Below are 23,280 nucleotides of genomic sequence, written 5' to 3' on the forward strand. Positions count from 1 at the left end.
CGCAATTACGCCGCAGTTTCGAATAAGCCTGCATAACCGCTTCGCGCGAAAGACTTTTCGGGCGTGGACAGCATTCGGCCGCGTCTGGACCGCGAAGCGGCGGAAACGATAGAGTTGCAGCTGGCGGGTGACTCCGCCCCAACACGCCAGTCAGATCGACGATGGAGACGAGAATGATCAACCCGGCGCCGTCTGCGCGGCTTCACATGCGGCGATGGTTCGCACTGGGGGCCGTGCTTACGCTGCTGCTCGGTGCGGCCGCAGTGGCCCAAGCTCAAGGCCTGGTCAAAGGCGTTCAGGACGGCGCGGCGGCCGGAAACAAGGCGGCAGGTCCCGTCGGTGGCGTGCTCGGCGGTGCAATCGGCGGCGTGGTCGGCGTTTTCACCGGCGTGCTCGGCGTCGGCAACAACAATGGCAATCAGGCCCCGGCCGCCAGGGATGCTGGCAAGGACGCCAAGCAACAGGGCGCGGCCAAGGACAAGGATGCCAAGGACAAGGATGCAAAGGCCGCCAAAGCAGGCAAGGGCGCCAAGGCGAGCAAGGAGGCCAAGAACGCACCGCAAGGCAAGGATAATAAGGATGTCACCGTCCTCACCCAGGCCGGCGCGCCGCAGCAGACCGCCGAGCAGATCGTCGCCAACAGCGATTCCTATATCGAGCGGATCAAGACTCAGCTGAATCTTACGGCTGATCAGGAGAAGCACTGGTACGGCTTCTCGAGCGCAATGCACTACCTTGGGCATAATGGTGCAGAGCGGCTCAACTTGCGGGTTGCGCGCGCCAAGCGGGATCCGCCCGACGACATTATCGAGCAGATGCGAAACGAGGCGCAGTTCCTGATCGACCGCGCCGCCGACCAGCGCAATGTCGCCGACGCCGCCGAGCCGCTCTTTTCGAGCCTCGATGACAAGCAGAAGCAGGTCTTCATTCAGGAGATGGTGCGGCTGAGCCACGAACGCGGATTGGATTGATCAAGTTGAATCGGATCGGGCGCGTCTGAATTAACGGAGCCGGCCACGAATTCGTGAATCCTCTCCAAAATTGAGGTATGATTATCTTCGCAAGCTGACTGCGGGGTTGATATGGCGGACGGACTCTCCGTTTTCCTGGTCGAAGACGAGGCGTTGATCCGGATGATGATCGCCGACATGGTGACGGAACTCGGCCACCACGTCGTTGCGGAAGCGGACAATGTCCGGGACGCCAGCGCGTTCGCCATGACCGCGCAATACGATATGGCCATCCTCGACATCAACCTGATGGGCCTTTACGTCGATCCCGTCGCCGACCTGATCGAACGTCGCGGAAAGCCGTTCATGTTCGCCACGGGGTACGGTCCGGAATTGCTGCCGTCCTTGCTCAGACGCAGGCCGATCCTGCGCAAGCCGATCGCTATGGATCAGCTCAAGGCGATGATCGATTCCATGTTTCCGGGAGCCCCGGCCAAAGCGCCGCACTGAGTGACGGCGAGGACGCCGCACTGGTGACGGCGAAGACGCCGCACTGAGATAGCCCAACGAAAATGGCCGCCCGTCAGGGGCGGCCATTTGGCGGCAGGATTTGTCGTGGTCTCAGATCAGGCCGGCGCCGAGGTCGATGCCGTACGCCATCAGGCCGAACGAGGCGACCAGGCCCGTGCAGCAGAACAGCAAGATGGTCTTGAAGGACGAATCGGCGAAACGCGTTTCGACGACGGCCGGCATCGCGGCGATCGAAATCATGCTCATGTCATTGCCCCCTTGTTGACCCTGAATTGCATCAGGTGAGGGAACCCTAGGGCAAAAAGTTTGACGTCAGATTGGGGGACATCCTTAACGGAATCCCAATCGGATTCCGCAACTCTCCGGCGCTGCGGGCCGGATTGCAAGTCTCAGTTGCGGCCGTTCTTCAGCACCCTGGCAATGGTGTGGGCCGTCATGGCCGCGCGGTCGGAAGCGCGCTGGGCGGCCAGCCGGTCTCGGGCCTTTTCCTCGATCAGAAGGTCGATCAGCGCCAGCCGCTTGTCTTCGTCATCCGCCTCGCTCAGCAGGCGATGATAGCGGTGGTAGTCGAAACCAAAATCCTGCTTACGCATGTCACGCCCCCGCAACTACGCCACACACAACACACGGCAGGATTGTTTCTCATCCGGAACACGCAGGCAAGCACGTTCATGTATGGAACCGCGCGTGCGCGGCAATCAGCTGTGCATTAATGGAACCGTGACCAGAAGGACGACCGAACTTCAGTTTGGATTTGAGTCGGCGAACATCTTCAGGCCGACGAAGCTCGCGTCTGGCTTCGTCACGAGCTTGGTCGGGATGTTGCGCAGATAGTCCTGGAAGCGCCCCTTGGCTTCGAAGCGCGCCCGGAACGCAGAGGCGAGAAGGAACTCGGGGAAACGCGGCACGATTCCGCCGGCGACATAGACACCGCCGCGGGAACCGAACGTCACCGCAAGATTGCCGGCGACCGAGCCAAGGATGGCGCAAAACATCTCCAGCGTTGCGCGGCTGACGGGACAGGTGCCTTCCATCGCGGCCTTGGTGATGGCGGCAGCATCGCGATGCGGCACCTGGGCGCCGTCAACCTCAGCCAAGGCCTCGTAGAGGTTTTGCAGCCCGGAACCCGAGAGCGCGCCGCGTTCGATGGAGACGTGGCCAAGGCGGCGGCGCAAGCACGCAATCACACGTTCCTCGCGCTCGTTCTCCGCCGGCAGGGTCGCATGTCCTGCTTCGGTGACGACGGCGAGGCGCGCGCCGTGGCGTTCGACCAAACAGGAGACGCCAAAGCCGGTTCCGGGGCCAACCACCAGCAACGGCTCTCCGGCCAGGCCGTTTTGTCCGCCGAGCGGGATCAGATCCGCAGGCTGCAAGGCGGGCAGGGACCAGGCCACCACCTCGAAATCGTTGAGCACATGGACGCTGTCGAAGCCGAGAGCCGGCTGCAGCTCGTTGCCGTCGATGACCCAGGGACTGTTGGTCATGACGCAGCGGTTGTTGGTGACGGGGCCTGCCACGGCCAGCACGGCTCTTTGCGGCGGCTCGCCGCCGGACCGGCGCGCCAGCACGTCCGCGATGGCTTCGCGGACGGTCGGGAAGTCGGCGACCTTCACATAATCGATCGGTCCGGTCTGGTCGCCGCTGCCGAGGTCGCCGCGGCCCAATTCGCTCCGGCTCAGCGCGAAGCGCGCATTGGTGCCGCCGATATCGGCGAGAAGTATCTGTCCTGTCTTGCCGATATTCATGACTTCGTGGCCGCCGCCGCCTTGCGGCACGACAACCCTGTCCTCCAGTCCTTCGACCCGATCCGCGCAGTCACGGACAGTGCGAGAATCCGCCCTTGGGTGCGCCTAGTCAACACGGACGAGGCCAAACCGTTGCATCATGGCGGCCGTCTGGCGACCAATTCGCGCGGCGCGGGGCGGTTGCGAAGCTGCGCGGGAAGGCCGACACTCAGGGGACTTGTCCGGTGCCGGCGCGCCGGGCCCAGCGAATGAGACCGGCGATGAAGATTTCCGACCGCGACGTGCTGCTGGTGATCGACGTGCAGAACGACTTCTGCACCGGCGGGGCGCTTGCCGTGCCCGGCGGTGAGAAGGTCGTCCCTGCCATCAACCGAATCGCCCAAAAATTCGCCAATGTGGTGCTGACCCAGGACTGGCATCCGCGCGACCACGTCTCGTTCGCGCCGAACCATGCGGGCAAGCAGCCGTTCCAGACCATCGAGCTCGACTACGGCACTCAGGTGCTCTGGCCGGCGCACTGCGTGCAGGGTACCTCGGGGGCGGAGTTCCATCGCGATCTCGACGTCGTCAGCGCGAGCCTCGTGGTGCGCAAGGGCTTTCGCCGTGGCATCGATTCCTATTCGGCGCTGTTCGAGAACGACAAGCGAACGCCGACGGGCCTGCTTGGATATTTGCGCGAACGCGAGCTGAAGACCGTGATCGTCGCCGGCCTCGCGCTTGATTTCTGTGTCCGCTTCTCGGCGGAGGATGCCCGCAAGGCAGGGTTCGAGGTCGCCGTCATCGAGGACGCCTGCCGTGGCATCGATCTCGACGGCTCGGTCGCTGCGGCCCATCGGAGTTTTCGCGACCTCGGCATCTCCATCGTGAGCCTCGAGGCGTTCCTGTGACGATCGTGAGATGGCCATGGTGAAGCGGACCGGCAAACAGAGCGGCGCACAGGGGGCTGCCCCAGACGACCCGCTGCTGTGGCCGTTTGCAGCGGCGCGCCTTGCGATGGACAGCTGCTTCTGGTGGCTGGAGCGCGGTCCCGCGGAGCAGGGCGACAGCACTCTGCCCTGGACGACGCCGAGCACCGTCGCGCTCGAGCTCGCGACCATGCGCCTGCGCGATTGCTCGCAGACGCGGTCCGGCCAGCCGGCGCTGGTCTGCGCGCCCTATGCGCTGCATCGGGCCCTGATCGCCGATTTCGCACCCGGCCACAGTGTAGTGCAGTCGCTGCAAGCCGGCGGCATCGACCGGGTCTATCTCGCCGATTGGCGGTCGGCGACGCCGGACATGCGCTATCTCTCGATCGACAGTTATCTCGGCGATCTCAACGTCGCCATCGACGAGATCGGCGCGCCGGTCGATCTGGTCGGCTTGTGCCAGGGCGGCTGGCTGTCGCTGCTTTATGCGTCGCGCTTTCCGGCCAAGGTGCGGCGGCTGGTGCTGGTCGGCGCTCCCGTGGATCTGTCGATCGAGTCCTCGTTGTGCCGGCTCACCCGCAACGCGCCCGAGATGGTCTACGACCAGCTCGTCGTACGCGGCGGCGGCAATGTCCGCGGCGAGGAGATGCTGCGCTTCTGGTCCAAGGCGCCGAACCGCGATGATATCGTAACGGCGTTGCAGAGAGACCTGTCGGACGAGGAGGGCGCGGCGCTGCTCGCGCGGTTCGACCGCTGGAACGCCGAGACGCTCGATCTGCCGGGCAAATATTATCTGGAGATCGTCAACCGGATTTTCCGGGAGAACCAGATCGCTAGCGGCAGTTTCGTCGCTCTTGGTCGCACGGTCGATCCGAGGGACGTCAAGGCGCCGGTCTTCCTGCTGGCCGGGCTCGACGACGAGGTCGTGCCGGCTGCGCAGGCGCTCGCCACTGCGGGCCTCCTCGGCACGGCGCCGGCCTTCATTGCGGCGGCTTCCGAGCCGAGCAATCACCTCGGCCTGTTCATGGGTGCGCGCACCCACGCGCATGCCTGGCCACGGATCGCCGCCTGGCTGCGCGACGATCTGTCCGGCGTGCTGGCCCGCAGCGCCTGAGCTCGCAAAGGTACCGGGCAGACCAAGGCGCTTGGCAGACGTCGCCGGGCAGACCGCGGCGCAAATCCGTTATGCATGACCGCGGATGGCCTGCACGGGACCGGGTCGATGGGCTACATAGGGACTGGAGCTGACGGCTGCGGCAGCGAAGAGATTAAGGGTACTGCGCTCGATGACTTTCCACTCGATCTACGCCCACGGATTTGCGCGCGTGGCGGCCTGTGTCACCACGTCCCATGTCGCCGATCCCTCGGCCAACGCCAAGGCCGTGCTGGCGGCGGCCAATGCCTGCCATGAGCAGTCGGTGGCGGTCGCGGTGTTTCCCGAGCTGTGCCTGTCCGGCTATGCGATCGAAGACCTCGTCAAGCAGGATCCGCTGCTCGATGCGGTCGAGCGCGGCCTCGTAGGCATCGTCGAGGGCTCGGCGGGGCTGATGACGGTCCTGATCGTCGGAGCGCCGCTACGCTTTGGTCATCGCATCTACAATTGTGCCGTCGTCATTCACCGCGGCAACATCCTCGGCGTGGTGCCGAAGACGTACCTGCCGACCTACCGCGAATTCTACGAAGGGCGGCATTTCGCCTCCGGCGCCGGCATCGCCGGGGAGACGATCGCGTTCGGCGGGCTGCATGCGCCGTTCGGCGTTGACCTCTTGTTTGCGGCCGAGGACGTTCCGGGCCTCACCATCGGCGTCGAGATCTGCGAGGACATGTGGATCCCGGTAACGCCGGCCTCGGAGCTTGCACTCGCGGGCGCCAGCGTGCTCATCAACCTCTCGGGCAGCCCGATCACGATCGGCCGGGCGCGTTCGCGCGCGCTGCTGTGCCAATCGACGTCGGCGCGCTGCCTCGCGGCGTACGTCTATTCGGCCGCTGGGGCCGGGGAATCGACCACGGATCTTTCCTGGGACGGCCAGACCTCGATCTATGAGAACGGCGTGCTGTTGGCCGAGGGCGAGCGGTTCCGCCAGGGCGGCCAGATCACGCTGGCCGACGTCGATCTCGATCTGCTCAGGCAGGAGCGTGCCTCGATGGGGACGTTCGACGACAACCGCCGGCAGCGCGAGGCGTTTTTCCGCAAGGTGACATTCGCGCTGAAGCCGCCGGCCGCCGATATCGGCTTCCTGCGCAAGGTCGAGCGCTTTCCGTTCGTGCCGAGCGACGAAAGCCTGCTCGAGCAGGATTGCTACGAGGCCTACAACATCCAGGTCGCCGGCCTCGTGCAGCGCATGCGCGCCACCGGCACCAAGCGCGTCGTGATCGGCGTGTCGGGCGGGCTTGATTCCACGCATGCGTTGATCGTCGCCGCCAAGGCGGTCGACTTGCTCGGTCTGCCGCGTGAGAACATCCTGGCCTACACCATGCCCGGTTTTGCCACTGGCAGCGAAAGCAAGACCCACGCGCTGGCCCTGATGCAGGCGTTGCAGACGAGTTGGCAGGAGCTCGACATCCGCACCACGGCGACGCAGATGCTGAAGGACATCGGCCATCCCTTCGGCAACGGCGAGAAGGTCTACGATGTCACCTTCGAGAACGTGCAAGCGGGACTGCGCACGGACTACCTGTTCCGACTCGCCAACCATCACGGCGGCATCGTCATCGGAACCGGCGATCTCTCCGAGCTCGCGCTCGGCTGGTGCACCTATGGCGTCGGCGACCAGATGGCGCATTACAACGTCAATGCCGGCGTGCCGAAGACGCTGATCCAGCATCTGATCCGCTGGGTGATCTCATCGAAGCAGTTCAGCGACGACGTCAACCGGACGCTTGGCTCGATCCTGGTCGCCGAGATCTCGCCCGAGCTGGTGCCGGTCGAGCCCGGCGAGAAGCCGCAGAGCACCGAAGCATCCGTCGGCCCTTACGAGCTGCAGGATTTCAACCTGTTCTACACGCTGCGGTTCGGCATGCGTCCGTCCAAGATCGCCTTCATGGCGCAGCACGCGTGGAAGGATGTCGCCAAGGGCGAATGGCCGCCGGCGTTCCCGCGCGACCGGCGCAAGGCCTATGATCTCAAGGACATCCGCCGCTGGCTCGAGGTGTTCCTGCGCCGCTTCTTCGCCTTCAGCCAATTCAAGCGCTCGGCGATGCCGAACGGCCCGAAGGTCTCGGCGGGCGGCTCGTTGTCGCCCCGCGGCGACTGGCGCGCGCCGTCGGATTCGAGCGCGGCGGCATGGCTCGAGGATCTCGAGCGGAACGTGCCGAACTGATCGGGACGGCGGATCGTTGGGGAGATGATCTGATGTCGGCAGTGGATGGAGCGGAAGCGGAGGAGGCCAGGGTCGTCAACGGCCTCTATATCTTCGACATCGAGATGCGCGACGGCAAGCGCGGGCAGGCGAGGGGTGTCGTCGTGCTGTGCGACGGACGCATCATGGGCGGCGACAGCTATTTCTACTACACCGGCACCTACACCTTCCGGAACGGCAAGTGGCGGGGCGATATGATCGTTAATCAGCACACCGAAGCGGTCGGCAGGACGCTTGCGTTCGGAGGCAGGGAGGTCACCTGCGGCTTCTCGGGCGACTACTCCGCCGGCGGCGCCGAGGTCGAAGGCATGGCGCTGGTCGGCAAGACCACCGTGACATTCAGGGCCCGCCTCACATTGAAGGATGCGATGTAAGTCCGCGTGACCGGCCCTCGTTCCTGCTCAGGAACCTTCGCACCCACAGAACGTTCGCGTCTGTTGTTGCGAATTGTCGAGGAGAGGGACCATGCGTCAACACTTGATGTTATCGACTGCGGCCGTCGGGATCATGCTCGCGTCCGGCATTGCCTACGCCCAGGCGCCCGGTGAGCGCAGAGACGAGCCAAAACGGACCGAGGAACCGGCGAAAGGCGCCGCGCCCCAGCGCGGTGGTGCAGCTCAAGAACGGGTTCAAGAGCGCGCCCAGGGCGCACAAGAGAAAATGCAGGGAGCCGGCCGCGAGGAGAAGGGCGGCGGCCGCCGTGCAGACGAAGAGAAGGGACGACCGGGCACCGCCGCCGAACGCGGCCAGCCCAATGCGAAGGAGCAGGCACAGGAGTCCCGCGAGCCATCGCGAGATCGCAACCGCGAAGCCGACACGGCGAAACAAGGTCGCGAGACCGGCAAGAGCAGCGCCGAGACGAAGCAGGACAAGTCCGCGCCGCAGAAATCAACCGCCGAGACAGAGAAATCCAAGACAGGTCCCGCTGGCCAGCAGAACGAGCGGACGGGAGCCGCGGCCAACCAGAAGGAGCAGAACCAGCCTCCGCGCAATGCGGCCGAGCAACAGCCGGCGCAACAGAACAACCGGCCGGCCACCGCGACGGACACGAACCGCGCGGCTCCGACCAACAATGCGCAAACTGCGCCTTCCGGCACGCAGACCAATCAAGCCAATCAGACGACCCAGACCAACACGCAGGTTGGTCAGCAGACCAGCGTGACCACCGAGAAGCAGGTGCGGATGTCCGAAACGGTGAGCCGTGCGCGGTTGGCGCAGCCGGAGCGCAACCTGAACATCTCGATCCGGATCGGCGAGACGATCCCGCCGCGCGTGCGTCTCTACCGGCTGCCGCCCGAGATCGTCACGATCGAGCCCCAATATCGGGACTACGAGTATTTTGCGACCGATGACGACGTCGTCATCGTGGAGCCGCGGACGCATCGCATCGTCAGCCAGGTGCCGCGCGATCCGTCGCGAGCCCGCGCGCAGATGGGCGGCGCGGCCTCGTCGAACATGGCAGCCGCCGGAGGCACGACGAGCAACAGCGTGAACTGTCAAGTCATGCGGCGTGATGCGTCGGGCAATGTCGCCCAGGCAGAGCCGTCAACCGTCGGCTCGACCGCGCGCACGGATTCGCTGAGCGTGACGGTTCAGATGCCGGATGGCAGCTCGTCCGCACCGGTCGCCCTTGGGGCGGCCGCCGGCAATATCGTGGTGGCGACGCAAGGGCAGGGCGACTGCACGGTGACGATCGAGCCGCAGACGCGCTGATCGAAAGACGAGGCTGAAACGACAACGCGCCGCCCGGTTGCCCCAACCGGACGGCGCGTTGCTGCGTTCAATCTGAAAGTTTCGAGGTCCGGAGTGCCTAGGAGTCCGGACCTCGTCACCTTGCCCCAGCCTTCAATCCCCCGCCCCATGTGGTCCCCCAACCCCATGTAGCGCGATCAGAGGGTGATGCCCGTGGAAGTGGCCGCCGATCGATGCACGCGATGTACGTGACATCGCGATAGGATTCCATTCCGGATCACTACGGGCATAGATACCGCTTGCCATGTGCCCGTTCTGCATCGGCGGTCTGATCGCAGGTGCATGATCCGCAGCAACGCGATCGGCAGGATGTCCACATCTCCTCGGCGCCGCTGAGCCTCGATTTCACGGGCCTGTCATTGAACTGGTCTAGCGCTGCTCCCCGTCATCGCTGACGGCGAAGGAGCAAGCCATGTCGAAGCCGGTGCTGGGCGCCGCATTGTCCATCAAATCGATCCCCGCGCATCGCGACTGGCTTCTCGACCGGCAGCGCGATCTCGAAATCCAGGATTTCTTCCGCGCCGATCTCCTCGACAGCGATTGGCGCAGCACCGCCGGCGAGATCAAGCAGATGCTGGCGGGCCATACCGGCCGGCTCGGCATCCACGGCCCGTTCTGGGGCTTCAAGATCGACAGCCACGATCCCATGATCCGCCAGGCCGTGACCAAGCGCTTGCTCCAGGGCCTCGATGCCGCCGAGTTCCTCGGCGCGACGCAGATGGTGATCCATTCGCCGTTCACGACCTGGGATCACAACAATCTCGATCTCTATCCTGACAATCGCGGCAATCTGGTCGAACGCGTCAAGGCGACGCTCGCCGAGGTGATCGCGCGCGCCGAGACCATCGGCTGCGAGATCGTGATCGAGAACATCGAGGACAAGGATCCGCGCGACCGCGTCCGTCTCGCCAGGGCGCTCGAAAGTGCCAAGGTCCGCGTCTCGCTCGACACCGGGCATGCCAACTACGCCCACATCTCCACCGGTGCGCCGCCGGTCGACTATTACGTCGAGACCGCCGGCGACATGCTGACCCATGTGCATCTGCAGGACACCGACGGCTTTGCCGACCGGCACTGGGCGCCGGGCGAAGGCAACATTCCCTGGGTCGCCGTGTTCCGCGCGCTGGGACGGCTGACTTCCAATCCGCGGCTGATCCTCGAACTCCGCAACCACGACGACGTCCGCGCCGGCGCAGCCCATCTCGCTGCGCTCGGACTTGCCGAATAACCGCATCATCTGGGGTTACCGCCATGAGCAAATTCACCCGTCGCACCATCCTGAAGACCGGCGGCGCCGCCGCAAGCACGCTGCTGCTGCCGCGTTTTGCCATCGCGCAGGGCGACAACCGTCCGTCGGTGACGATCGCCGTGCAGAAGGTGACGAATGCGAACGTGCTCGACGTGCTGCGCGAGCAGTCCAATGTCGGCGAGCGCGTGTTCTTCTCCTCGATCTGGGAAGGCCTGATCTCCAAGAACTGGCGCGGCAACCTCGAGGCCGTGCCCGGCCTTGCCACCGAGTGGCGCCGCATCGACGACCAGACCGTCGAAGTGAAGCTGCGTCAGGGCGTCAAGTTCCACAACGGCGACGAGATGACCGCAGAGGACGTCGTCTTCACCTTCAGCCGCGAGCGCATGTTCGGCGAGACCGAGGCCAAGAGCCGCTCGACCATCCAGGCCTTCGAGAAGATCCCGACGCCGCGTCCGGGCAAGGAATTGCCGCCGGACGTGCCGGCCGTTGCCCGCCGCATCTGGCCGGATCTCGTGCGCGTCGACGCCGTCGATAAATACACCGTGCGCTTCTACAACGCGACGCCCGACGTCACGATCGAAGGCCGGCTGTCGCGCTATGGCTCCGACATCATGAACCGCCGCGCCTGGGACGAATCCGCGAGCTATCTCGACTGGGCGCGCAAGCCGGTCACGACCGGTCCCTACAGGGTCGTCGAGCTCAAGCCCGACGTGTCGCTGACCCTCGAAGCGCATGACGAATATTGGGGCGGCCGTCCGCCGCTCAAGCGCATCCGCTTCCTCGAAGTGCCCGAAGTCGCGAGCCGCATCAACGGACTGCTCTCGGGCGAATACCAGTTCGCCTGCGATATCCCGCCGGACCAGATCGCCGGCATCGAGAAGAACGCCGCGTTCGAAGTGCAGGGCGGCACCATCCTCAACCACCGCCTGACCGTGTTCGACAAGAACCACGCCCAGCTCGCCAATCCCTTGGTGCGGCGCGCCTTCACCCACGCGATCGACCGCCAGGCCATCGTTGACAGCCTGTGGGCTGGCCGCACCCGTGTGCCGAAGGGGCTGCAGTGGGAATTCTACGGCGACATGTTCAACGCCGACTGGAGCGTGCCGGCCTACGATCCGAAGCTCGCGCAGGATCTGCTCAAGCAGGCCAATTACAAGGGCGATCCGATTCCGTATCGCCTGCTCAACAATTACTACACCAACCAGGTCGCGACCGCGCAGGTGCTGGTCGAGATGTGGAAGTCGGTCGGCCTCAACGTCCAGATCGAGACCAAGGAGAACTGGTCGCAGATCATGGAGCGCGGGTCGGCCCGTGCCGTGCGCGACTGGTCGAACTCGGCCGCCTTCAACGATCCCGTGTCCTCGCTGGTCGCCCAGCACGGTCCGAACGGCCAGCAACAGCAGATCGGTGAATGGACCAATGTCGAGCTGAACAAGCTCTCGGAGTTCCTGGAAACCTCGACCGACCGTGCCGCCCGCAAGAAGGCGTTCCGCCGCATGCTGGAGATCGCCGAGCGCGAAGACCCCGCCTACACGGTGCTGCACCAGAACGCGACGTTCACGGCCAAACCGAAGTCGATCAAGTGGAAGGCGTCACCGGCGTTCGCGATGGATTTCCGCGCCGGCAATTTCGAGGCCTGAGGTGACGCCGCTGGTCAGCATTGCAGGCCTGAGCGTCGCCTTCAGCGGCGTGCCGGTCCTGCGCGGTGTCGATCTCGCTCTCGGCAAGGGCGAGGCTCTCGGCCTCGTCGGCGAGTCCGGATCGGGCAAGTCGGTGACGTGGCTTGCCGCGCTCGGGCTGCTGCCGCGGCATGCCAAGGTCTCGGGCTCGGTGCGGCTCGACGGACGCGAGATCCTGGGTGCGCCGGCCGCCGAGCTCGAGCAGGTCAGGGGCGGGCGCATCGCGATGATCTTCCAGGATCCGGCGAGCGCGCTGAACCCCGTCTTGACCATCCGCAGGCAGCTCTGCGAAGCGCTGTCGCTGCATCGGGATCTCCAAGGCAACGCCGTGAAGGCGGAAGCGCGGCGGCTGCTCGATCTCGTCGGCATTCCCGATGCGGGCCGGCGGTTAGAGGCCTATCCGCACGAATTCTCCGGCGGCCAGGTCCAGCGCATCATGATCGCGATGGCGCTCGCCGGAAATCCGGACCTCCTCATCGCGGATGAGCCGACCACCGCGCTCGATGCCACCATTCAGGCCCAGATCCTGGAGCTGCTCTCGACGGTCCGCCGCGAGCTCGGCATGGCGATGGTGCTGATCAGCCACGATCTCGGCGTCGTCGCGGAGAATTGCGACCGTGTCGCCGTGATGTATGCCGGCCGCATCGTCGAGCAGGCCCCCAGCAACCAGCTGTTCGCCGATCCCGTGCATCCCTATGCCCAGGGCCTGATCGGCGCATTACCGCCGCTCGACGGCCCGCGGCGGCGTCTCACCGCCATTCCGGGAACGGTGCCCGATCCCGCGAAAATGCCTGATGGCTGCGCCTTCGCGCCGCGTTGTACGCTGGCGTCCGAGCTGTGTAGCCGTGCCGCGCCGACCCTGGCGCCGATCGCGGACGATCGCGCAGTCGCCTGCATCCGCGCCGAAGCTTCGCGCCGCGCGCTGCTCGGGATCGCCGCCGAATGAGCCCGCCGCTCGTCGAGGTGTCCTCGATCTCCCGCAGTTATTCGATGCGCTCCGGCATGTTCGGCCGCAACACCGCCGTCCATGCAGTCGATGGCGTCTCGCTGACGATCCCCAAAGGCGAGACGCTCGGCCTCGTCGGCGAGTCCGGCTCGGGCAAGTCCACCACCGGACGCATCGTGCTCGGCCTGGAGCCGCCCGATAGCGGCGAGGTGAGGTTCGACGGCAAGCCGATGGCTGCGCCGGGCACGGCCGCATGGCGTGCGCAACGCGCCCGCATGCAAATGATCTTCCAGGACCCGCTCGGCGCGCTGGACCGGCGCTTGCCGGTCGCGGCGCAAATCCGCGAGCCGCTCGACATTCACGGGCTCGGCACGCCCGACGCACGCGAGGAGCGCGTCCGCGAATTGCTGCGCGCCGTCGAGCTCACCCCGGCGCATGGCGCGCGCTATCCGGGCGCACTGTCCGGCGGCCAGCGCCAGCGCATCGTGCTGGCGCGCGCGCTCGCCACGAAGCCCGATTTCCTGGTCTGCGACGAGCCGGTCAGCGCGCTCGACGTCTCGATCCAGGCGCAGGTGGTGAACCTGCTTTGCGATCTCCAGGCCCAGCTCTCGCTCACTTTGCTGTTCATCAGCCACGATCTGCGCGTCGTCAGGCAGATCAGCAATGTCGTCGCCGTGATGTATCTCGGCCGCATCGTCGAGATCGGCAGCGCCGACGATCTGTTCGCGCGGCCCGAGCATCCCTATACCCAGGCGCTGGTCTCGGCTTCGCCCGCGCCAGGCCGCCGCAGCGCCGGCCGCATCGTGCTCGCGGGCGATCCGCCAAACCCGGCCGCGCGACCGCAAGGCTGCGCCTTCCATCCGCGCTGCCCGCGCGCGATCGCACGCTGCGCGCGCGAGGTGCCGGCACTTGCGGCCGTCGGCGGCAACAGGCAGGTCGCCTGCCATCTCGTCACCGGCGCCGAGACTCGGGACGCCGCGTGATGGGACGCTATTTCGCCATTCGCATTGGACGCGCGGCGCTGACGATCGTGCTCGTCGTCACCTTCGCCTTCGTGGTGCTGCGTCTCTCCGGCGATCCCGCGCTGATGATTTTGGGACCGGAAGCGCCGCCCGAGGTGCTCGCGGCGTTCCGCAAGGCCTGGGGCCTCGATGATCCCATCTGGTTTCAGTATCTCGATTACTTCGGTGCCATCGCCAAGGGCGAGCTCGGCCGCTCCATGCGTGACGGCCGACCCGCGATCGAGCTGGTGCTGGAGCGGATTCCGGCGACGCTGGCGCTGACCTTGCCGGCCTTCGCCTTCAAGGTCGCGCTCGGCATTCCCGCCGGCATCTACGCCGCGCTGCATCGGGGCTCCGCGATCGACCGCGCCGTGATGATGACGGCGGTGGCCGGCTTCACAGTGCCGAGCTTCGTGCTGGCGCTGCTGCTGGTGCTCGTGTTCGCCGTGCAGCTCGGCTGGCTGCCCTCGGGCGGGCAGGACAGTTGGCGCCACGCGATCCTGCCCATCGCGACGCTCAGCCTCGGCGGTGCCGCCGTTCTGGCGCGCTTCACCCGCAGCGCGATGCTGGAGGTGCTGGGCCAACCCTATATCCGCACCGCGTCGGCCAAGGGCGTGCCGTGGCGCAGGGTGGTGACGTCGCATGCGCTGCCGAACGCGGCGATTCCGACCGTCACCATTCTGGGCTTCATGGTGGGCACGCTGATCGCGGGCGCGGTGGTGGTCGAGAGTGTATTTGCCTGGCCGGGAGTAGGGAGGCTTCTCGTTGTTGCGGTTGCCAATCGCGACCTCGCCGTCGTGCAGTGCATCCTGCTTCTTGTGGCGATGACCATGGTCACGTCCAATTTGATCGTCGACTTCCTCTACGGCTTCCTTGATCCGCGGTTGCGCGCCAAAGGAGCCCACGCATGACCGACGCGACGCTGAAGGACACCACCGTCCGCCGTCGCATCCGCCTGCCGGCGATCCCAATCTCGGTCGCGCTCGCGGTTGCCTGGATTGTCGCGATGCTGGTCATTGCAGCCTTCGCCGAGAAGATCGCGCCCTACGGCTACACTCAGCTCGATTTGCGCAACCGCTTGGCCGCGCCCGGCAATGCCGCGCATTGGCTCGGCACGGACGAGCTCGGCCGGGACGTGCTGTCGCGGCTGCTCGTCTCCATCCGGATCTCGCTGCTGATTGCCTTCGGCGCCACCGCCATCTCGGCGATGGTCGGCACCACGCTCGGCTTCCTCGCCGCGCATTTCCGAGGGGTGGTCGAGCAGCTCGTGTTGATGCTGACCGACTTCCAGGCCAGCATGCCCTTCCTGATCATGGCGCTCGCGGTGCTCGCCTTTTTCGGCAATTCGCTGCCGCTGCTGATTGGCCTGATGGGACTGTTCGGCTGGGAGCGCTATGCCCGCATCGCGCGGGGCCTTGCCATCTCCGCCAATGCGCAGGGCTACGCGGCGGCCGTCCGCCAGTTAGGCGCGACGCCGCCCCGGATTTACCTTCGGCACATCCTGCCCAACATCGCCTCGACCCTGATCGTCTCGACCACGCTGGTCTTCCCCGAGGTGATCCTGATGGAGTCGGGCCTATCCTTCCTTGGTCTTGGCGTGCAGCCGCCGATGACCAGCCTCGGCAACATGGTCGGTTACGGCCGCGAATATCTGACCCGGGCGCCCTGGATCATGCTGGCGCCGGCGACCACGATCGTGGTCACCACCCTGGCGGTTTCGGTGATCGGGGACTGGCTGCGCGACCGGCTCGATCCGACCCTGCAATAGGGCACCCGTAGCCCGGATGGAGCGAAGCGTAATCCGGGACGGCGGTAAATTGGGGTGAGACCTGTCCCGGATTGCGCTCCGCTTCATCCGGGCTACGAAGCGGCCCGCGCCGGGAGCAGGGGAGCCCTGCCGGGCCCAAGTTCCCGTTGCGTGGCGCCAGCCTGTGCGCTATCCGGCCACAAAGGCCTGAGGCGACGCCACATTTTCCCGCCCGGCCGGTCAAACCGAGGACGGAAACCGCCATGCCAGCCTATCGCTCCCGCACCACCACCCACGGCCGCAACATGGCGGGTGCCCGCGGCCTCTGGCGCGCGACCGGCATGAAGGACGCCGATTTCGGCAAGCCGATCATCGCGGTCGTCAACTCCTTCACCCAATTCGTGCCCGGCCACGTCCATCTCAAGGACCTCGGCCAGCTCGTCGCCCGCGAGATCGAGCAGGCCGGTGGCGTCGCCAAGGAATTCAACACCATCGCGGTCGACGACGGCATCGCGATGGGCCATGACGGCATGCTTTACAGCCTGCCGTCGCGCGAGCTGATCGCCGATAGCGTCGAGTACATGGCCAACGCGCACTGCGCCGACGGCCTCGTCTGCATCTCCAATTGCGACAAGATCACGCCCGGCATGCTGATGGCCGCGCTGCGGCTCAACATCCCCGTCGTGTTCGTCTCGGGCGGGCCGATGGAGGCCGGCAAGGTCAAGCTGCAGGGCAAGACCAAGGCCGTCGACCTCATCGACGCCATGGTGGCCGCAGCCGATTCCAAGGTCAGCGACGACGACGTCAAGGTGATCGAGCGCTCGGCGTGTCCGACCTGCGGCTCCTGCTCGGGCATGTTCACCGCCAACTCCATGAACTGCCTGACCGAGGCGCTGGGCCTGGCGCTGCCCGGCAACGGCACGGTGGTGGCAACCCATGCCGACCGCAAGCGCCTGTTTGTCGAGGCCGGCCACACCATCGTCGATCTCGTGCGCCGCTATTACGAGCAGGACGACGCATCCGTGCTGCCGCGCAACGTCGCCAACTTCAAGGCGTTCGAGAACGCGATGACGCTCGACATCGCCATGGGTGGCTCGACCAACACCGTGCTGCATCTGCTCGCCGCCGCCCATGAAGGGCAGGTGGAGTTCACCATGAAGGACATCGACCGGCTTTCCCGCCGCGTGCCCGTGCTGTGCAAGGTCGCCCCGTCGGTCGCCGACGTGCATGTCGAGGACGTGCATCGTGCCGGCGGCATCATGGGCATTCTGGGCGAGCTCGACCGCGCCGGCCTGATCGACACCTCGGTCTCGACCGTGCATGCGCCGACCATGAACGACGCGCTGGAGCGCTGGGACATCAAGCGCTCCAAGAGCGAGGCGGTCCGCACCTTCTTCCGCGCTTCGCCCGGCGGCATTCCGACCCAGGTCGCCTTCAGCCAGGAGCGCCGCTACGACGAGCTCGACGCCGATCGCGAGAAAGGCGTGGTGCGTGATATCGAGCACGCCTTCAGCAAGGACGGCGGTCTCGCCGTGCTCTACGGCAACCTCGCGCAGGACGGCTGCATCGTGAAGACCGCCGGCGTCGACGCCTCGATCCTGAAATTTTCAGGCCCCGCGCGCGTGTTCGAAAGCCAGGATGCGGCCGTTGAAGGCATCCTTGGCGGCAAGGTCGTCGCCGGCGAGATCGTGGTCATCATCTACGAAGGCCCGCGCGGCGGCCCCGGCATGCAGGAGATGCTCTATCCCACGAGCTACCTGAAATCGATGGGCCTCGGCAAAGCCTGCGCGCTCGTCACCGACGGCCGCTTCTCCGGCGGCTCTTCGGGCCTGTCGATCGGCCATCTGTCGCCGGAAGCCGCCGAAGGCGGCAACATCGGCCTGGTGCGCACCGGCGATCGCATCGCCATCGACATCCCGAACCGCAGCATCAGCCTGGAGGTCTCCGACGAGGAGCTCGCCAAGCGCCGCGCCGCGGAAGAGGCGAAGGGTGATGCCGCCTGGCAGCCGGCTGCGCGCAAGCGCAACGTCTCGACCGCGCTGCAGGCCTACGCCGCGCTCACCACCAGCGCCGCGCGCGGTGCCGTGCGCGAGGTCAAGCGTCGTCCGAAATAACGCCTCGACCCGCCACAGACGGGAGTCGATTCCTCCGAAGCGCTCGCGGTCCCCCGCGAGCGCGCAGATGGGTTTTGCAGGACACACAAATGAAGCCGGGACGGGGGGTCGCAAAGGAACGGCCCCCGCCTCCTGGGGTGTGGGCTATTGGGGGTGGAGGCGAGAGCCGCTTTGCGAAGTGGGCACCCGACGTGCGGGCTCGCCCGCCAGGCCGTGTGAATTTAGTGTATTTGCGCGCGTTTTGCTATTTAATTTTTATTAATTTTGTTTGTTTTTTTATTTAATCGTGCAATCCTAAGAAAAATAACCCGAAATCCATTTTTCCGAATCCGGCCGGGCGGTCGCCGTATCCTCCGCGACGGTGCGGATGCCAGTAGCGGAGTAAGCCATGAGTCAATCTCCATCGCTCGTGCCGCCCATGACGACAGACCGGGATGTCTACCTCGTGCTCGATGATTTTGGCCGGCGGCTCGGCCGCGCCTGGTGCGAAACTGCCGAGGAGGATGCCAATCGGGCGACCCTGCTCAGACATCTCGTCGAGGGGCAATATCTCCATCCGGCACGTGTCGTGGCCTTCAACACCGCGGAAGGATGGTCACGAGATGCAACCGCAGAAATAGCGGACGAGCTGCGCCGCCGCTTTGTCGAATTCGAAGAAACTGATCCCTCGCTGCTGGAGTTTCTGGAAAGAGCGGCGAGGCACTGAAAGCTCGACCTTGACGGAGGCGGATGAGCGCTTTCGCGTTAATGCGCGTGGTCAATGAGTTCTTACCGGTCGGCTACGATCGGCCGTTCGCATTAAGGATGCCCCGACGAAGTTCGGCAGAGCAGGGTTTTGCGGCGTATACTCCCGCGACCTTCGCAAATCCATTTTGGGCAATTGGGGCACCACCGCAATGTCGCGTACTCTCGCTGTTGTTTTCTCCACCGCCGTCGCCGCGATTTCCATGACGGGCGCAGCCTCCGCCGGCTGCTACAATTGCTACGCACCGCCGCCGTGCCAGACCTGCTATCAGCAGCAATACGTCGCGCCGCAGTACCGCACCGTCGACGAGACCGTGATGGTCGCCCCGGGCTCCGTCGTCGCGCATCGCACGCCCGCGCAGTACCGCACCGTGATGGTGCCGCAGACCGTGATGGTCGCGCCGCCGAGCGTCCAGTACGAGCGCATCCCCCCGCAATACGCCACGCGCCAACGCGTCCAGATGGTCTCGCCAGGGTATTCCTATTACGCCCCGGTGCAGATGGGATGCGCGTCCTGCGGGTACTGAGCGAGAGGCAGTCACGAAGAACATTCGCGCGGCGCTCCTCACCGGGCGCCGCGTTTTCTTTTGCGCGGTGTAAAGGGAGCGGATCTTTGAACCGGTAAGCCCTTGTTGCCGAGCTACATGTACCAGAGGGCGGCAGTGCTTTGCGCGGAGCTTGAGGCGTCGTCCGAGAGATTCTATCAGGTCAGCGTCAATACCATATGGACTGTGTGAGGTTCGCGGCGTTCTGCGCGTTCGAACCCAAATCTGCCGAGCACCCTGAGCATCGCAGCGTTGTCCGGCAGCACCTCCGCGGTCAGTTCCTTCAGCCTGGCTTCGCGGGCAAGGCTGATCAGGTGGCGCAGCAGCAGTCCGCCGATGCCGCGTCCTTGCCAGGCGTCGATCACCATGAAGGCCGTCTCGGCGCAGCCGGGCCCGGCTGCGACATATCGCGCGCCGCCCACGAGGGTGCTCCGACCTGCATTCGCCACGCACGCGACCAGCGCAACATGCTCCTTGAAGTCGACCTCGACGAAAAAGGCGCGCTCCTTCTCGGAGAAATGACGTTTTAGCATGAAGAAGCGGCGCTGGAGGGACTGTGTGCCCACCTCGCCAAGCGCGGCCAGCATGGCGGCCTCGTCATCTGGCCGGAGAGCACGGATCTCCACGGCCGTACCGTCGCGGAGCTGTTCGTTTCGCGCGTAATTTGCTGCATTCGACATGCGTTCGCGTCGCAATTATTGAGCCGCTACGTGACCACGGCACCCGTCCCATCAGGCCGCCTTCAACCCTCTGCCGGTTGATTTGGATCAAGCCTGCAGTCCCGGTCCGGCCGCTAGGCTTTCCGCATGGAGCCAATCAGCCGGGCGCGGGCCTCAGACCTTGAAGACACTTCGCCAACTTTTTTCCACCAGCGACGTCGTTCAGCTCGTGATCCGGCTCGGCTTGCTTGCACTGCTGATTCTGTGGACGCTCCTGATCATCCGTCCCTTCGTGCCGATCCTGACCTGGAGCGCGGTGCTTGCCGTGGCGTTCTATCCGGTCTTCAACTGGCTCGCGAAATGTTTGGGCGGCCGCCCGCGGACAGCGGCGGTGCTCCTCACCTTCACCATGCTCGGCATCGTCATCGGTCCGGCGGCCTGGCTCGGCCTCAGTGCGGTTGACGGCGTCAGAGAACTCGCAGGGCAACTCGGCAGCGGCGATCTCGTGCTGCAGGCGGCGCCGGAGCGGATCAAGGACTGGCCGCTGGTCGGGCCGCAGCTCTACGATCTCTGGAATCAGGCCTACACCAACATCCGCGCGGCCGTGCGCGAGGTTGCGCCATATCTGAAGCCGATTGCCGGCATGATGCTGTCATTCGCAGGCAGCGCCGGCCTTGGCACCCTGCAGTTCCTGATGTCGGTGCTGGTCGCCGGATTTCTCTTTCCATATGGTCCGCAGCTCGTCAGCGCTATCCGCGGTTTCCTGTTCCGCATCGTGCCGGAACAGAGCGAACATTTCCTCGAGCTGGCGGCTGGGACCATCCGGGCGGTGTCGCAGGGCGTCATCGGCGTCGCCATTATCCAGGCGCTGCTCGCCGGCATCGGATTCAAGCTGGCGCTCATCCCGAGCGCGGGGCTGCTCGCCGTCATTGTTCTGCTGCTGTCGATCGTGCAGCTCGGTGCGGGGATCGTCCTCATTCCGGTCGTCATCTGGATCTGGATGGACAAGGACGTCACCACGGCGCTGCTCCTGACCGTATTTCTCGTCATCGTCGGTCTTCTCGACAACATCCTGAAGCCGCTGGTCATGGGACGGGGCCTCTCCACGCCGGCGCTCGTCATCCTGATCGGAGTGATCGGTGGCACGCTCGCGCATGGGATCATCGGTCTGTTCATCGGACCGATCATTCTCTCGGTCGCCTGGGAACTCGCAGCGGCGTGGATCCGCATCGACCGGGCCGTGCCGCCTGCGCAGCTTGTCGCTGACCGTTGACTTAAATCAACGTCTCGGCGATCGCGGCGCCTCTTGAATGCCTTGCACGACGACGAGGTCGAACATGGCGATTGAAATCTGAATCTCCCCGATGAAGCCGTGTTCGAGCGCATGGAGTCGTAGTGGGGATAGCTCGATTTCTTGGTTCATTCCATCGCCTTTTCGCCCAAGGAGGCTCTGCACGGGCGCGTCGTTGATGTCGACCGCGACGGCCTTCTGAAGACGATGGACGTGTCTTGCTGGTCATACATGTCGTTCTCAGCGATAGTGCAGGGCGATCAGCTCGGCGACGCAGGCGGGCTTCTTGCCGCCCTCGATCTCGATCACGAGATGATAATTCACGCGCAGTCCGTCCGGCGGCACGTCCTCGGCTTCGGCGACCGTGACGCGGCCACGCAGTCTTGAGCCCGCCGGCACGGGGGCGAGGTACCTGATCCGGTCAGCGCCGTAGTTCAGCGTGTTGCGAAGGCCCTTCAGGCCGATGACAGAGCGGATGAACAGCGGCGCCAGGGCAAGTGACAGCAGGCCATGAGCGATGGTTTTGCCGCCCGGCATCTCCTTGCTGGCACGTTCCTGATCCACATGGATCCATTGTTCGTCGCAGGTCGCCTCGGCGAACTGATTGATGCGTGGCTGGGTGATCTCGATCCAGTCGCTGGCGCCGATCTCGGTGCCGATAGCGGATTTGATCTCGTCGAAGTCGCTGAATATGCGCATGATCGCTCTGCTCAAAGTCTCATTTCCAGGACGCTGTCAGGAATGGCCAGTTCGGCCTCGGTGACGGCCATGACCTCTCCGACACTGATGCCGGGCGCCGTTTCCAAGAGGGTCGCCCTGCCACCACGGAAGCCGATCACGGCCATGTCGGTCACGACAAGGTGGACGGGCCGCGCCGAGGTCAACGGCAGCGAGCATTTTGCCACGATCTTCGACTTACCCTTGGCCGCGTGCTGCATGGCGACGATGACGCGCTTGGCACCGCTGACGAGATCCATGGCGCCGCCCATGCCCGGCACCATCTTGCCGGGGATCATCCAGTTGGCGAGATGGCCATGCGCGTCGACCTGGAGCCCGCCGAGCACCGTGACATCGACATGACCGCCGCGGATCAGTCCGAAGGACATCGCACTGTCGAAGGTTGAGGCACCCGGCAACGCGCTGATGGGACGCCCGCCGGCGTCGGTGAGCGTCGGATGAGCCATGCCTTGCTCAGGAATCGGCCCTGTGCCAATCAGCCCATTCTCCGACTGGAAGAATACCTTCAGATCTGATGGCACGTAGTTTGCGACCAGGGTCGGAATGCCGATGCCGAGATTGACAAGATTGCCCGTCTTCAGCTCCTTGGCGACTCGCCGGGCGATGATGATCTGGGGATCCATGATATCACCCGTTGGTGATGAGATAGTCGACGAGCGGCGCGGGGGTGACGACGTGATCGGGCGCAATCACGCCAACGGGCACGATATGCTCGGCCGTCACGATGACGGTGTCGGCCGCCATCGCCATGACCGGGTTGAAATTGCGCGAGGTGAGCGCGTAGGCGAGGTTGCCGAGATAATCGGCGAGGAAGGCGTGGACGAGGGCGAACTGGGCGCGCAGCGCCGTTTCCAGCAGGAATGGCTTGCCGTCGATCTCGATCTGACGCTTGCCTTCGGCGACCAGCGTCCCGACGCCCGTGGGCGTCAGCACACCGCCGAGACCGCATCCGCCCGCGCGGATGCGCTCGACGAAGGTCCCTTGCGGGACGAGATCGACCGCAATCTGGCTCGCCAACATCTGCTGCTGCGCTTTTGGATTGAGGCCGATATGTGTTGCGGTCAGCTTCGACACCAATGCCTGATCGAACAACTTGCCGACACCCTTGCCGGGCGTCGCCGCGTCGTTCGAGATCAAGGTCAGGCCGGTCTTGTTCTGGCGCACGACTTCGTCGAGCAGGCGCTCCGGCGTCCCGACTCCCATGAAGCCACCCACCATAACGCTGGCGCCCGCCGGAATCATTGCGACGGCTTCTTCGATGGAAATGGCCTTCATCATTGAACTCCGGGATCGGCCAACGATGGCAGAGGGCGGCAGTAGGCGGA

General features: G+C 65.2%; 25 protein-coding genes and 1 pseudogene. 18 read left to right on the forward strand and 8 right to left on the reverse strand.

What is annotated here, in order from left to right; genetic code table 11:
• Positions 1–173 precede the first annotated feature (173 nt).
• Together A3AS_RS0112965 and A3AS_RS0112970 are read left to right on the forward strand one after the other, a co-directional pair.
• Positions 174–971 carry a Spy/CpxP family protein refolding chaperone gene (locus tag A3AS_RS0112965; RefSeq protein WP_018318009.1) on the forward strand — a complete coding sequence of 266 codons (798 nt, stop codon included), beginning with the start codon at positions 174–176 and terminating at the stop codon, positions 969–971.
• Positions 972–1,082: 111 nt separating this feature from the next.
• A complete protein-coding gene (locus tag A3AS_RS0112970; protein WP_018318010.1) occupies positions 1,083–1,460 on the forward strand; it encodes a response regulator in 378 nt (125 codons plus the stop codon).
• Positions 1,461–1,571: 111 nt separating this feature from the next.
• On the opposite strand, the gene A3AS_RS48280 is transcribed toward A3AS_RS0112970, so the two are convergent.
• From A3AS_RS48280 to glk, 3 genes are all read right to left on the reverse strand, one after another.
• The gene (locus A3AS_RS48280; RefSeq protein ID WP_018318011.1) at positions 1,572–1,727 is read right to left on the reverse strand and encodes a hypothetical protein; all 156 of its coding nucleotides are present in this window, start codon (positions 1,725–1,727) and stop codon (positions 1,572–1,574) included.
• Between the two features lie 143 nt (positions 1,728–1,870).
• Positions 1,871–2,074, reverse strand: coding sequence for a hypothetical protein (locus A3AS_RS0112980; protein ID WP_018318012.1), 204 nt, complete (start codon positions 2,072–2,074; stop codon positions 1,871–1,873).
• A 150-nt stretch (positions 2,075–2,224) separates the two neighbouring features.
• Entirely contained in the window at positions 2,225–3,226 is a 1,002-nt protein-coding gene (glk, locus tag A3AS_RS0112985; RefSeq protein WP_026201951.1) for a glucokinase, read from the reverse strand.
• Positions 3,227–3,474: 248 nt separating this feature from the next.
• Between glk and pncA the strand changes: the two genes are divergently transcribed.
• From pncA to A3AS_RS0113055, 14 genes are all read left to right on the forward strand, one after another.
• Positions 3,475–4,113 (forward strand): bifunctional nicotinamidase/pyrazinamidase, encoded by a 639-nt coding sequence (gene pncA / locus A3AS_RS0112990; RefSeq protein WP_018318014.1) that lies wholly within the window; start codon positions 3,475–3,477, stop codon positions 4,111–4,113.
• Positions 4,114–4,129: 16 nt separating this feature from the next.
• Complete coding sequence (locus A3AS_RS0112995; protein WP_026201952.1) at positions 4,130–5,245, forward strand: alpha/beta fold hydrolase; 1,116 nt, start codon at positions 4,130–4,132, stop codon at positions 5,243–5,245.
• Positions 5,246–5,417: 172 nt separating this feature from the next.
• Positions 5,418–7,451 (forward strand): NAD(+) synthase, encoded by a 2,034-nt coding sequence (locus tag A3AS_RS0113000; RefSeq protein WP_018318016.1) that lies wholly within the window; start codon positions 5,418–5,420, stop codon positions 7,449–7,451.
• A 32-nt stretch (positions 7,452–7,483) separates the two neighbouring features.
• On the forward strand, positions 7,484–7,864 hold the full coding sequence (locus tag A3AS_RS0113005; protein ID WP_026201953.1) for a GrlR family regulatory protein: 381 nt from the start codon (positions 7,484–7,486) through the stop codon (positions 7,862–7,864).
• Positions 7,865–7,955: 91 nt separating this feature from the next.
• Positions 7,956–9,203, forward strand: a complete 1,248-nt coding sequence (locus tag A3AS_RS0113010; protein ID WP_026201954.1) for a DUF1236 domain-containing protein — start codon at positions 7,956–7,958, stop codon at positions 9,201–9,203.
• Between the two features lie 451 nt (positions 9,204–9,654).
• Positions 9,655–10,470, forward strand: coding sequence for a sugar phosphate isomerase/epimerase (locus A3AS_RS0113015; protein WP_018318019.1), 816 nt, complete (start codon positions 9,655–9,657; stop codon positions 10,468–10,470).
• A gap of 23 nt (positions 10,471–10,493) precedes the next feature.
• The gene (locus A3AS_RS0113020; protein WP_018318020.1) at positions 10,494–12,131 is read left to right on the forward strand and encodes an ABC transporter substrate-binding protein; all 1,638 of its coding nucleotides are present in this window, start codon (positions 10,494–10,496) and stop codon (positions 12,129–12,131) included.
• A gap of 1 nt (position 12,132) precedes the next feature.
• On the forward strand, positions 12,133–13,116 hold the full coding sequence (locus A3AS_RS0113025; protein ID WP_018318021.1) for an ABC transporter ATP-binding protein: 984 nt from the start codon (positions 12,133–12,135) through the stop codon (positions 13,114–13,116).
• The gene (locus tag A3AS_RS0113030; protein ID WP_018318022.1) at positions 13,113–14,099 is read left to right on the forward strand and encodes an ABC transporter ATP-binding protein; all 987 of its coding nucleotides are present in this window, start codon (positions 13,113–13,115) and stop codon (positions 14,097–14,099) included. Before A3AS_RS0113025 ends, A3AS_RS0113030 begins: the two co-directional genes overlap by 4 nt.
• Positions 14,099–15,028 (forward strand): ABC transporter permease, encoded by a 930-nt coding sequence (locus A3AS_RS0113035; RefSeq protein WP_018318023.1) that lies wholly within the window; start codon positions 14,099–14,101, stop codon positions 15,026–15,028. Before A3AS_RS0113030 ends, A3AS_RS0113035 begins: the two co-directional genes overlap by 1 nt.
• Positions 15,025–15,885, forward strand: coding sequence for an ABC transporter permease (locus tag A3AS_RS0113040; protein WP_018318024.1), 861 nt, complete (start codon positions 15,025–15,027; stop codon positions 15,883–15,885). The genes A3AS_RS0113035 and A3AS_RS0113040 overlap by 4 nt, the downstream gene beginning before the upstream one ends.
• A 242-nt stretch (positions 15,886–16,127) precedes the next feature.
• Positions 16,128–17,978, forward strand: coding sequence for a dihydroxy-acid dehydratase (ilvD, locus tag A3AS_RS0113045; RefSeq protein WP_018318025.1), 1,851 nt, complete (start codon positions 16,128–16,130; stop codon positions 17,976–17,978).
• A gap of 388 nt (positions 17,979–18,366) precedes the next feature.
• Positions 18,367–18,684, forward strand: coding sequence for a hypothetical protein (locus A3AS_RS0113050; RefSeq protein WP_018318026.1), 318 nt, complete (start codon positions 18,367–18,369; stop codon positions 18,682–18,684).
• A gap of 241 nt (positions 18,685–18,925) precedes the next feature.
• Positions 18,926–19,249, forward strand: coding sequence for a hypothetical protein (locus A3AS_RS0113055; RefSeq protein WP_020508670.1), 324 nt, complete (start codon positions 18,926–18,928; stop codon positions 19,247–19,249).
• A gap of 176 nt (positions 19,250–19,425) precedes the next feature.
• Here A3AS_RS0113055 and A3AS_RS0113060 read toward each other — a convergent pair whose 3' ends face one another.
• The gene (locus A3AS_RS0113060) at positions 19,426–19,947 is read right to left on the reverse strand and encodes a GNAT family N-acetyltransferase (RefSeq protein ID WP_018318028.1); all 522 of its coding nucleotides are present in this window, start codon (positions 19,945–19,947) and stop codon (positions 19,426–19,428) included.
• Between the two features lie 160 nt (positions 19,948–20,107).
• Between A3AS_RS0113060 and A3AS_RS0113065 the strand changes: the two genes are divergently transcribed.
• Positions 20,108–21,199, forward strand: a complete 1,092-nt coding sequence (locus A3AS_RS0113065; RefSeq protein WP_018318029.1) for an AI-2E family transporter — start codon at positions 20,108–20,110, stop codon at positions 21,197–21,199.
• A 6-nt stretch (positions 21,200–21,205) separates the two neighbouring features.
• Here the strand turns inward: A3AS_RS0113065 and A3AS_RS48285 are convergent, their stop codons facing one another.
• Positions 21,206–21,349, reverse strand: coding sequence for a hypothetical protein (locus tag A3AS_RS48285; protein ID WP_020508672.1), 144 nt, complete (start codon positions 21,347–21,349; stop codon positions 21,206–21,208).
• Between A3AS_RS48285 and A3AS_RS46585 the strand changes: the two are divergent.
• Positions 21,332–21,472 (forward strand): annotated as a pseudogene (locus A3AS_RS46585) (SDR family oxidoreductase); the annotation flags it as partial. The gene A3AS_RS48285 and the pseudogene A3AS_RS46585 overlap by 18 nt on opposite strands.
• Here A3AS_RS46585 and A3AS_RS0113070 read toward each other — a convergent pair.
• Genes A3AS_RS0113070 through A3AS_RS0113080 form a run of 3 tightly spaced genes read right to left on the reverse strand, consistent with a single transcriptional unit; the run spans position 21,458 to position 23,230 of the window.
• Positions 21,458–21,916, reverse strand: coding sequence for a MaoC family dehydratase (locus A3AS_RS0113070; RefSeq protein ID WP_026201956.1), 459 nt, complete (start codon positions 21,914–21,916; stop codon positions 21,458–21,460). The pseudogene A3AS_RS46585 and the gene A3AS_RS0113070 sit on opposite strands and share 15 nt — an antisense overlap.
• A gap of 11 nt (positions 21,917–21,927) precedes the next feature.
• Positions 21,928–22,578, reverse strand: coding sequence for a 3-oxoacid CoA-transferase subunit B (locus A3AS_RS0113075; RefSeq protein ID WP_018318031.1), 651 nt, complete (start codon positions 22,576–22,578; stop codon positions 21,928–21,930).
• A gap of 4 nt (positions 22,579–22,582) precedes the next feature.
• Positions 22,583–23,230 carry a CoA transferase subunit A gene (locus A3AS_RS0113080; protein WP_026201957.1) on the reverse strand — a complete coding sequence of 216 codons (648 nt, stop codon included), beginning with the start codon at positions 23,228–23,230 and terminating at the stop codon, positions 22,583–22,585.
• Positions 23,231–23,280 lie beyond the last annotated feature (50 nt).

Origin of the sequence: Bradyrhizobium sp. WSM2793 (assembly GCF_000379585.1) — a bacterium.
Taxonomy (GTDB): domain Bacteria; phylum Pseudomonadota; class Alphaproteobacteria; order Rhizobiales; family Xanthobacteraceae; genus Bradyrhizobium.

What these genes read in the sequence shown, in the direction of transcription:
- A3AS_RS0113070 (WP_026201956.1), bottom strand. Translation starts at nt 21,916, where the DNA reads ATGCGCATATTCAGCGACTTCGACGAGATCAAATCCGCTATCGGCACC.
- A3AS_RS0113035 (WP_018318023.1), top strand. Translation starts at nt 14,099, where the DNA reads ATGGGACGCTATTTCGCCATTCGCATTGGACGCGCGGCGCTGACGATC.
- A3AS_RS0113080 (WP_026201957.1), bottom strand. Translation starts at nt 23,230, where the DNA reads ATGAAGGCCATTTCCATCGAAGAAGCCGTCGCAATGATTCCGGCGGGC.
- A3AS_RS0113075 (WP_018318031.1), bottom strand. Translation starts at nt 22,578, where the DNA reads ATGGATCCCCAGATCATCATCGCCCGGCGAGTCGCCAAGGAGCTGAAG.
- A3AS_RS0113005 (WP_026201953.1), top strand. Translation starts at nt 7,484, where the DNA reads ATGTCGGCAGTGGATGGAGCGGAAGCGGAGGAGGCCAGGGTCGTCAAC.
- A3AS_RS0113055 (WP_020508670.1), top strand. Translation starts at nt 18,926, where the DNA reads ATGACGGGCGCAGCCTCCGCCGGCTGCTACAATTGCTACGCACCGCCG.
- glk (WP_026201951.1), bottom strand. Translation starts at nt 3,226, where the DNA reads ATGAATATCGGCAAGACAGGACAGATACTTCTCGCCGATATCGGCGGC.
- A3AS_RS0113050 (WP_018318026.1), top strand. Translation starts at nt 18,367, where the DNA reads ATGAGTCAATCTCCATCGCTCGTGCCGCCCATGACGACAGACCGGGAT.
- A3AS_RS48280 (WP_018318011.1), bottom strand. Translation starts at nt 1,727, where the DNA reads ATGAGCATGATTTCGATCGCCGCGATGCCGGCCGTCGTCGAAACGCGT.
- A3AS_RS0112970 (WP_018318010.1), top strand. Translation starts at nt 1,083, where the DNA reads ATGGCGGACGGACTCTCCGTTTTCCTGGTCGAAGACGAGGCGTTGATC.
- A3AS_RS0113015 (WP_018318019.1), top strand. Translation starts at nt 9,655, where the DNA reads ATGTCGAAGCCGGTGCTGGGCGCCGCATTGTCCATCAAATCGATCCCC.
- A3AS_RS0112995 (WP_026201952.1), top strand. Translation starts at nt 4,130, where the DNA reads ATGGTGAAGCGGACCGGCAAACAGAGCGGCGCACAGGGGGCTGCCCCA.
- A3AS_RS0113010 (WP_026201954.1), top strand. Translation starts at nt 7,956, where the DNA reads ATGCGTCAACACTTGATGTTATCGACTGCGGCCGTCGGGATCATGCTC.
- A3AS_RS0112965 (WP_018318009.1), top strand. Translation starts at nt 174, where the DNA reads ATGATCAACCCGGCGCCGTCTGCGCGGCTTCACATGCGGCGATGGTTC.
- A3AS_RS48285 (WP_020508672.1), bottom strand. Translation starts at nt 21,349, where the DNA reads ATGAACCAAGAAATCGAGCTATCCCCACTACGACTCCATGCGCTCGAA.
- A3AS_RS0113000 (WP_018318016.1), top strand. Translation starts at nt 5,418, where the DNA reads ATGACTTTCCACTCGATCTACGCCCACGGATTTGCGCGCGTGGCGGCC.
- pncA (WP_018318014.1), top strand. Translation starts at nt 3,475, where the DNA reads ATGAGACCGGCGATGAAGATTTCCGACCGCGACGTGCTGCTGGTGATC.
- A3AS_RS0113030 (WP_018318022.1), top strand. Translation starts at nt 13,113, where the DNA reads ATGAGCCCGCCGCTCGTCGAGGTGTCCTCGATCTCCCGCAGTTATTCG.
- ilvD (WP_018318025.1), top strand. Translation starts at nt 16,128, where the DNA reads ATGCCAGCCTATCGCTCCCGCACCACCACCCACGGCCGCAACATGGCG.
- A3AS_RS0112980 (WP_018318012.1), bottom strand. Translation starts at nt 2,074, where the DNA reads ATGCGTAAGCAGGATTTTGGTTTCGACTACCACCGCTATCATCGCCTG.
- A3AS_RS0113060 (WP_018318028.1), bottom strand. Translation starts at nt 19,947, where the DNA reads ATGTCGAATGCAGCAAATTACGCGCGAAACGAACAGCTCCGCGACGGT.
- A3AS_RS0113040 (WP_018318024.1), top strand. Translation starts at nt 15,025, where the DNA reads ATGACCGACGCGACGCTGAAGGACACCACCGTCCGCCGTCGCATCCGC.
- A3AS_RS0113020 (WP_018318020.1), top strand. Translation starts at nt 10,494, where the DNA reads ATGAGCAAATTCACCCGTCGCACCATCCTGAAGACCGGCGGCGCCGCC.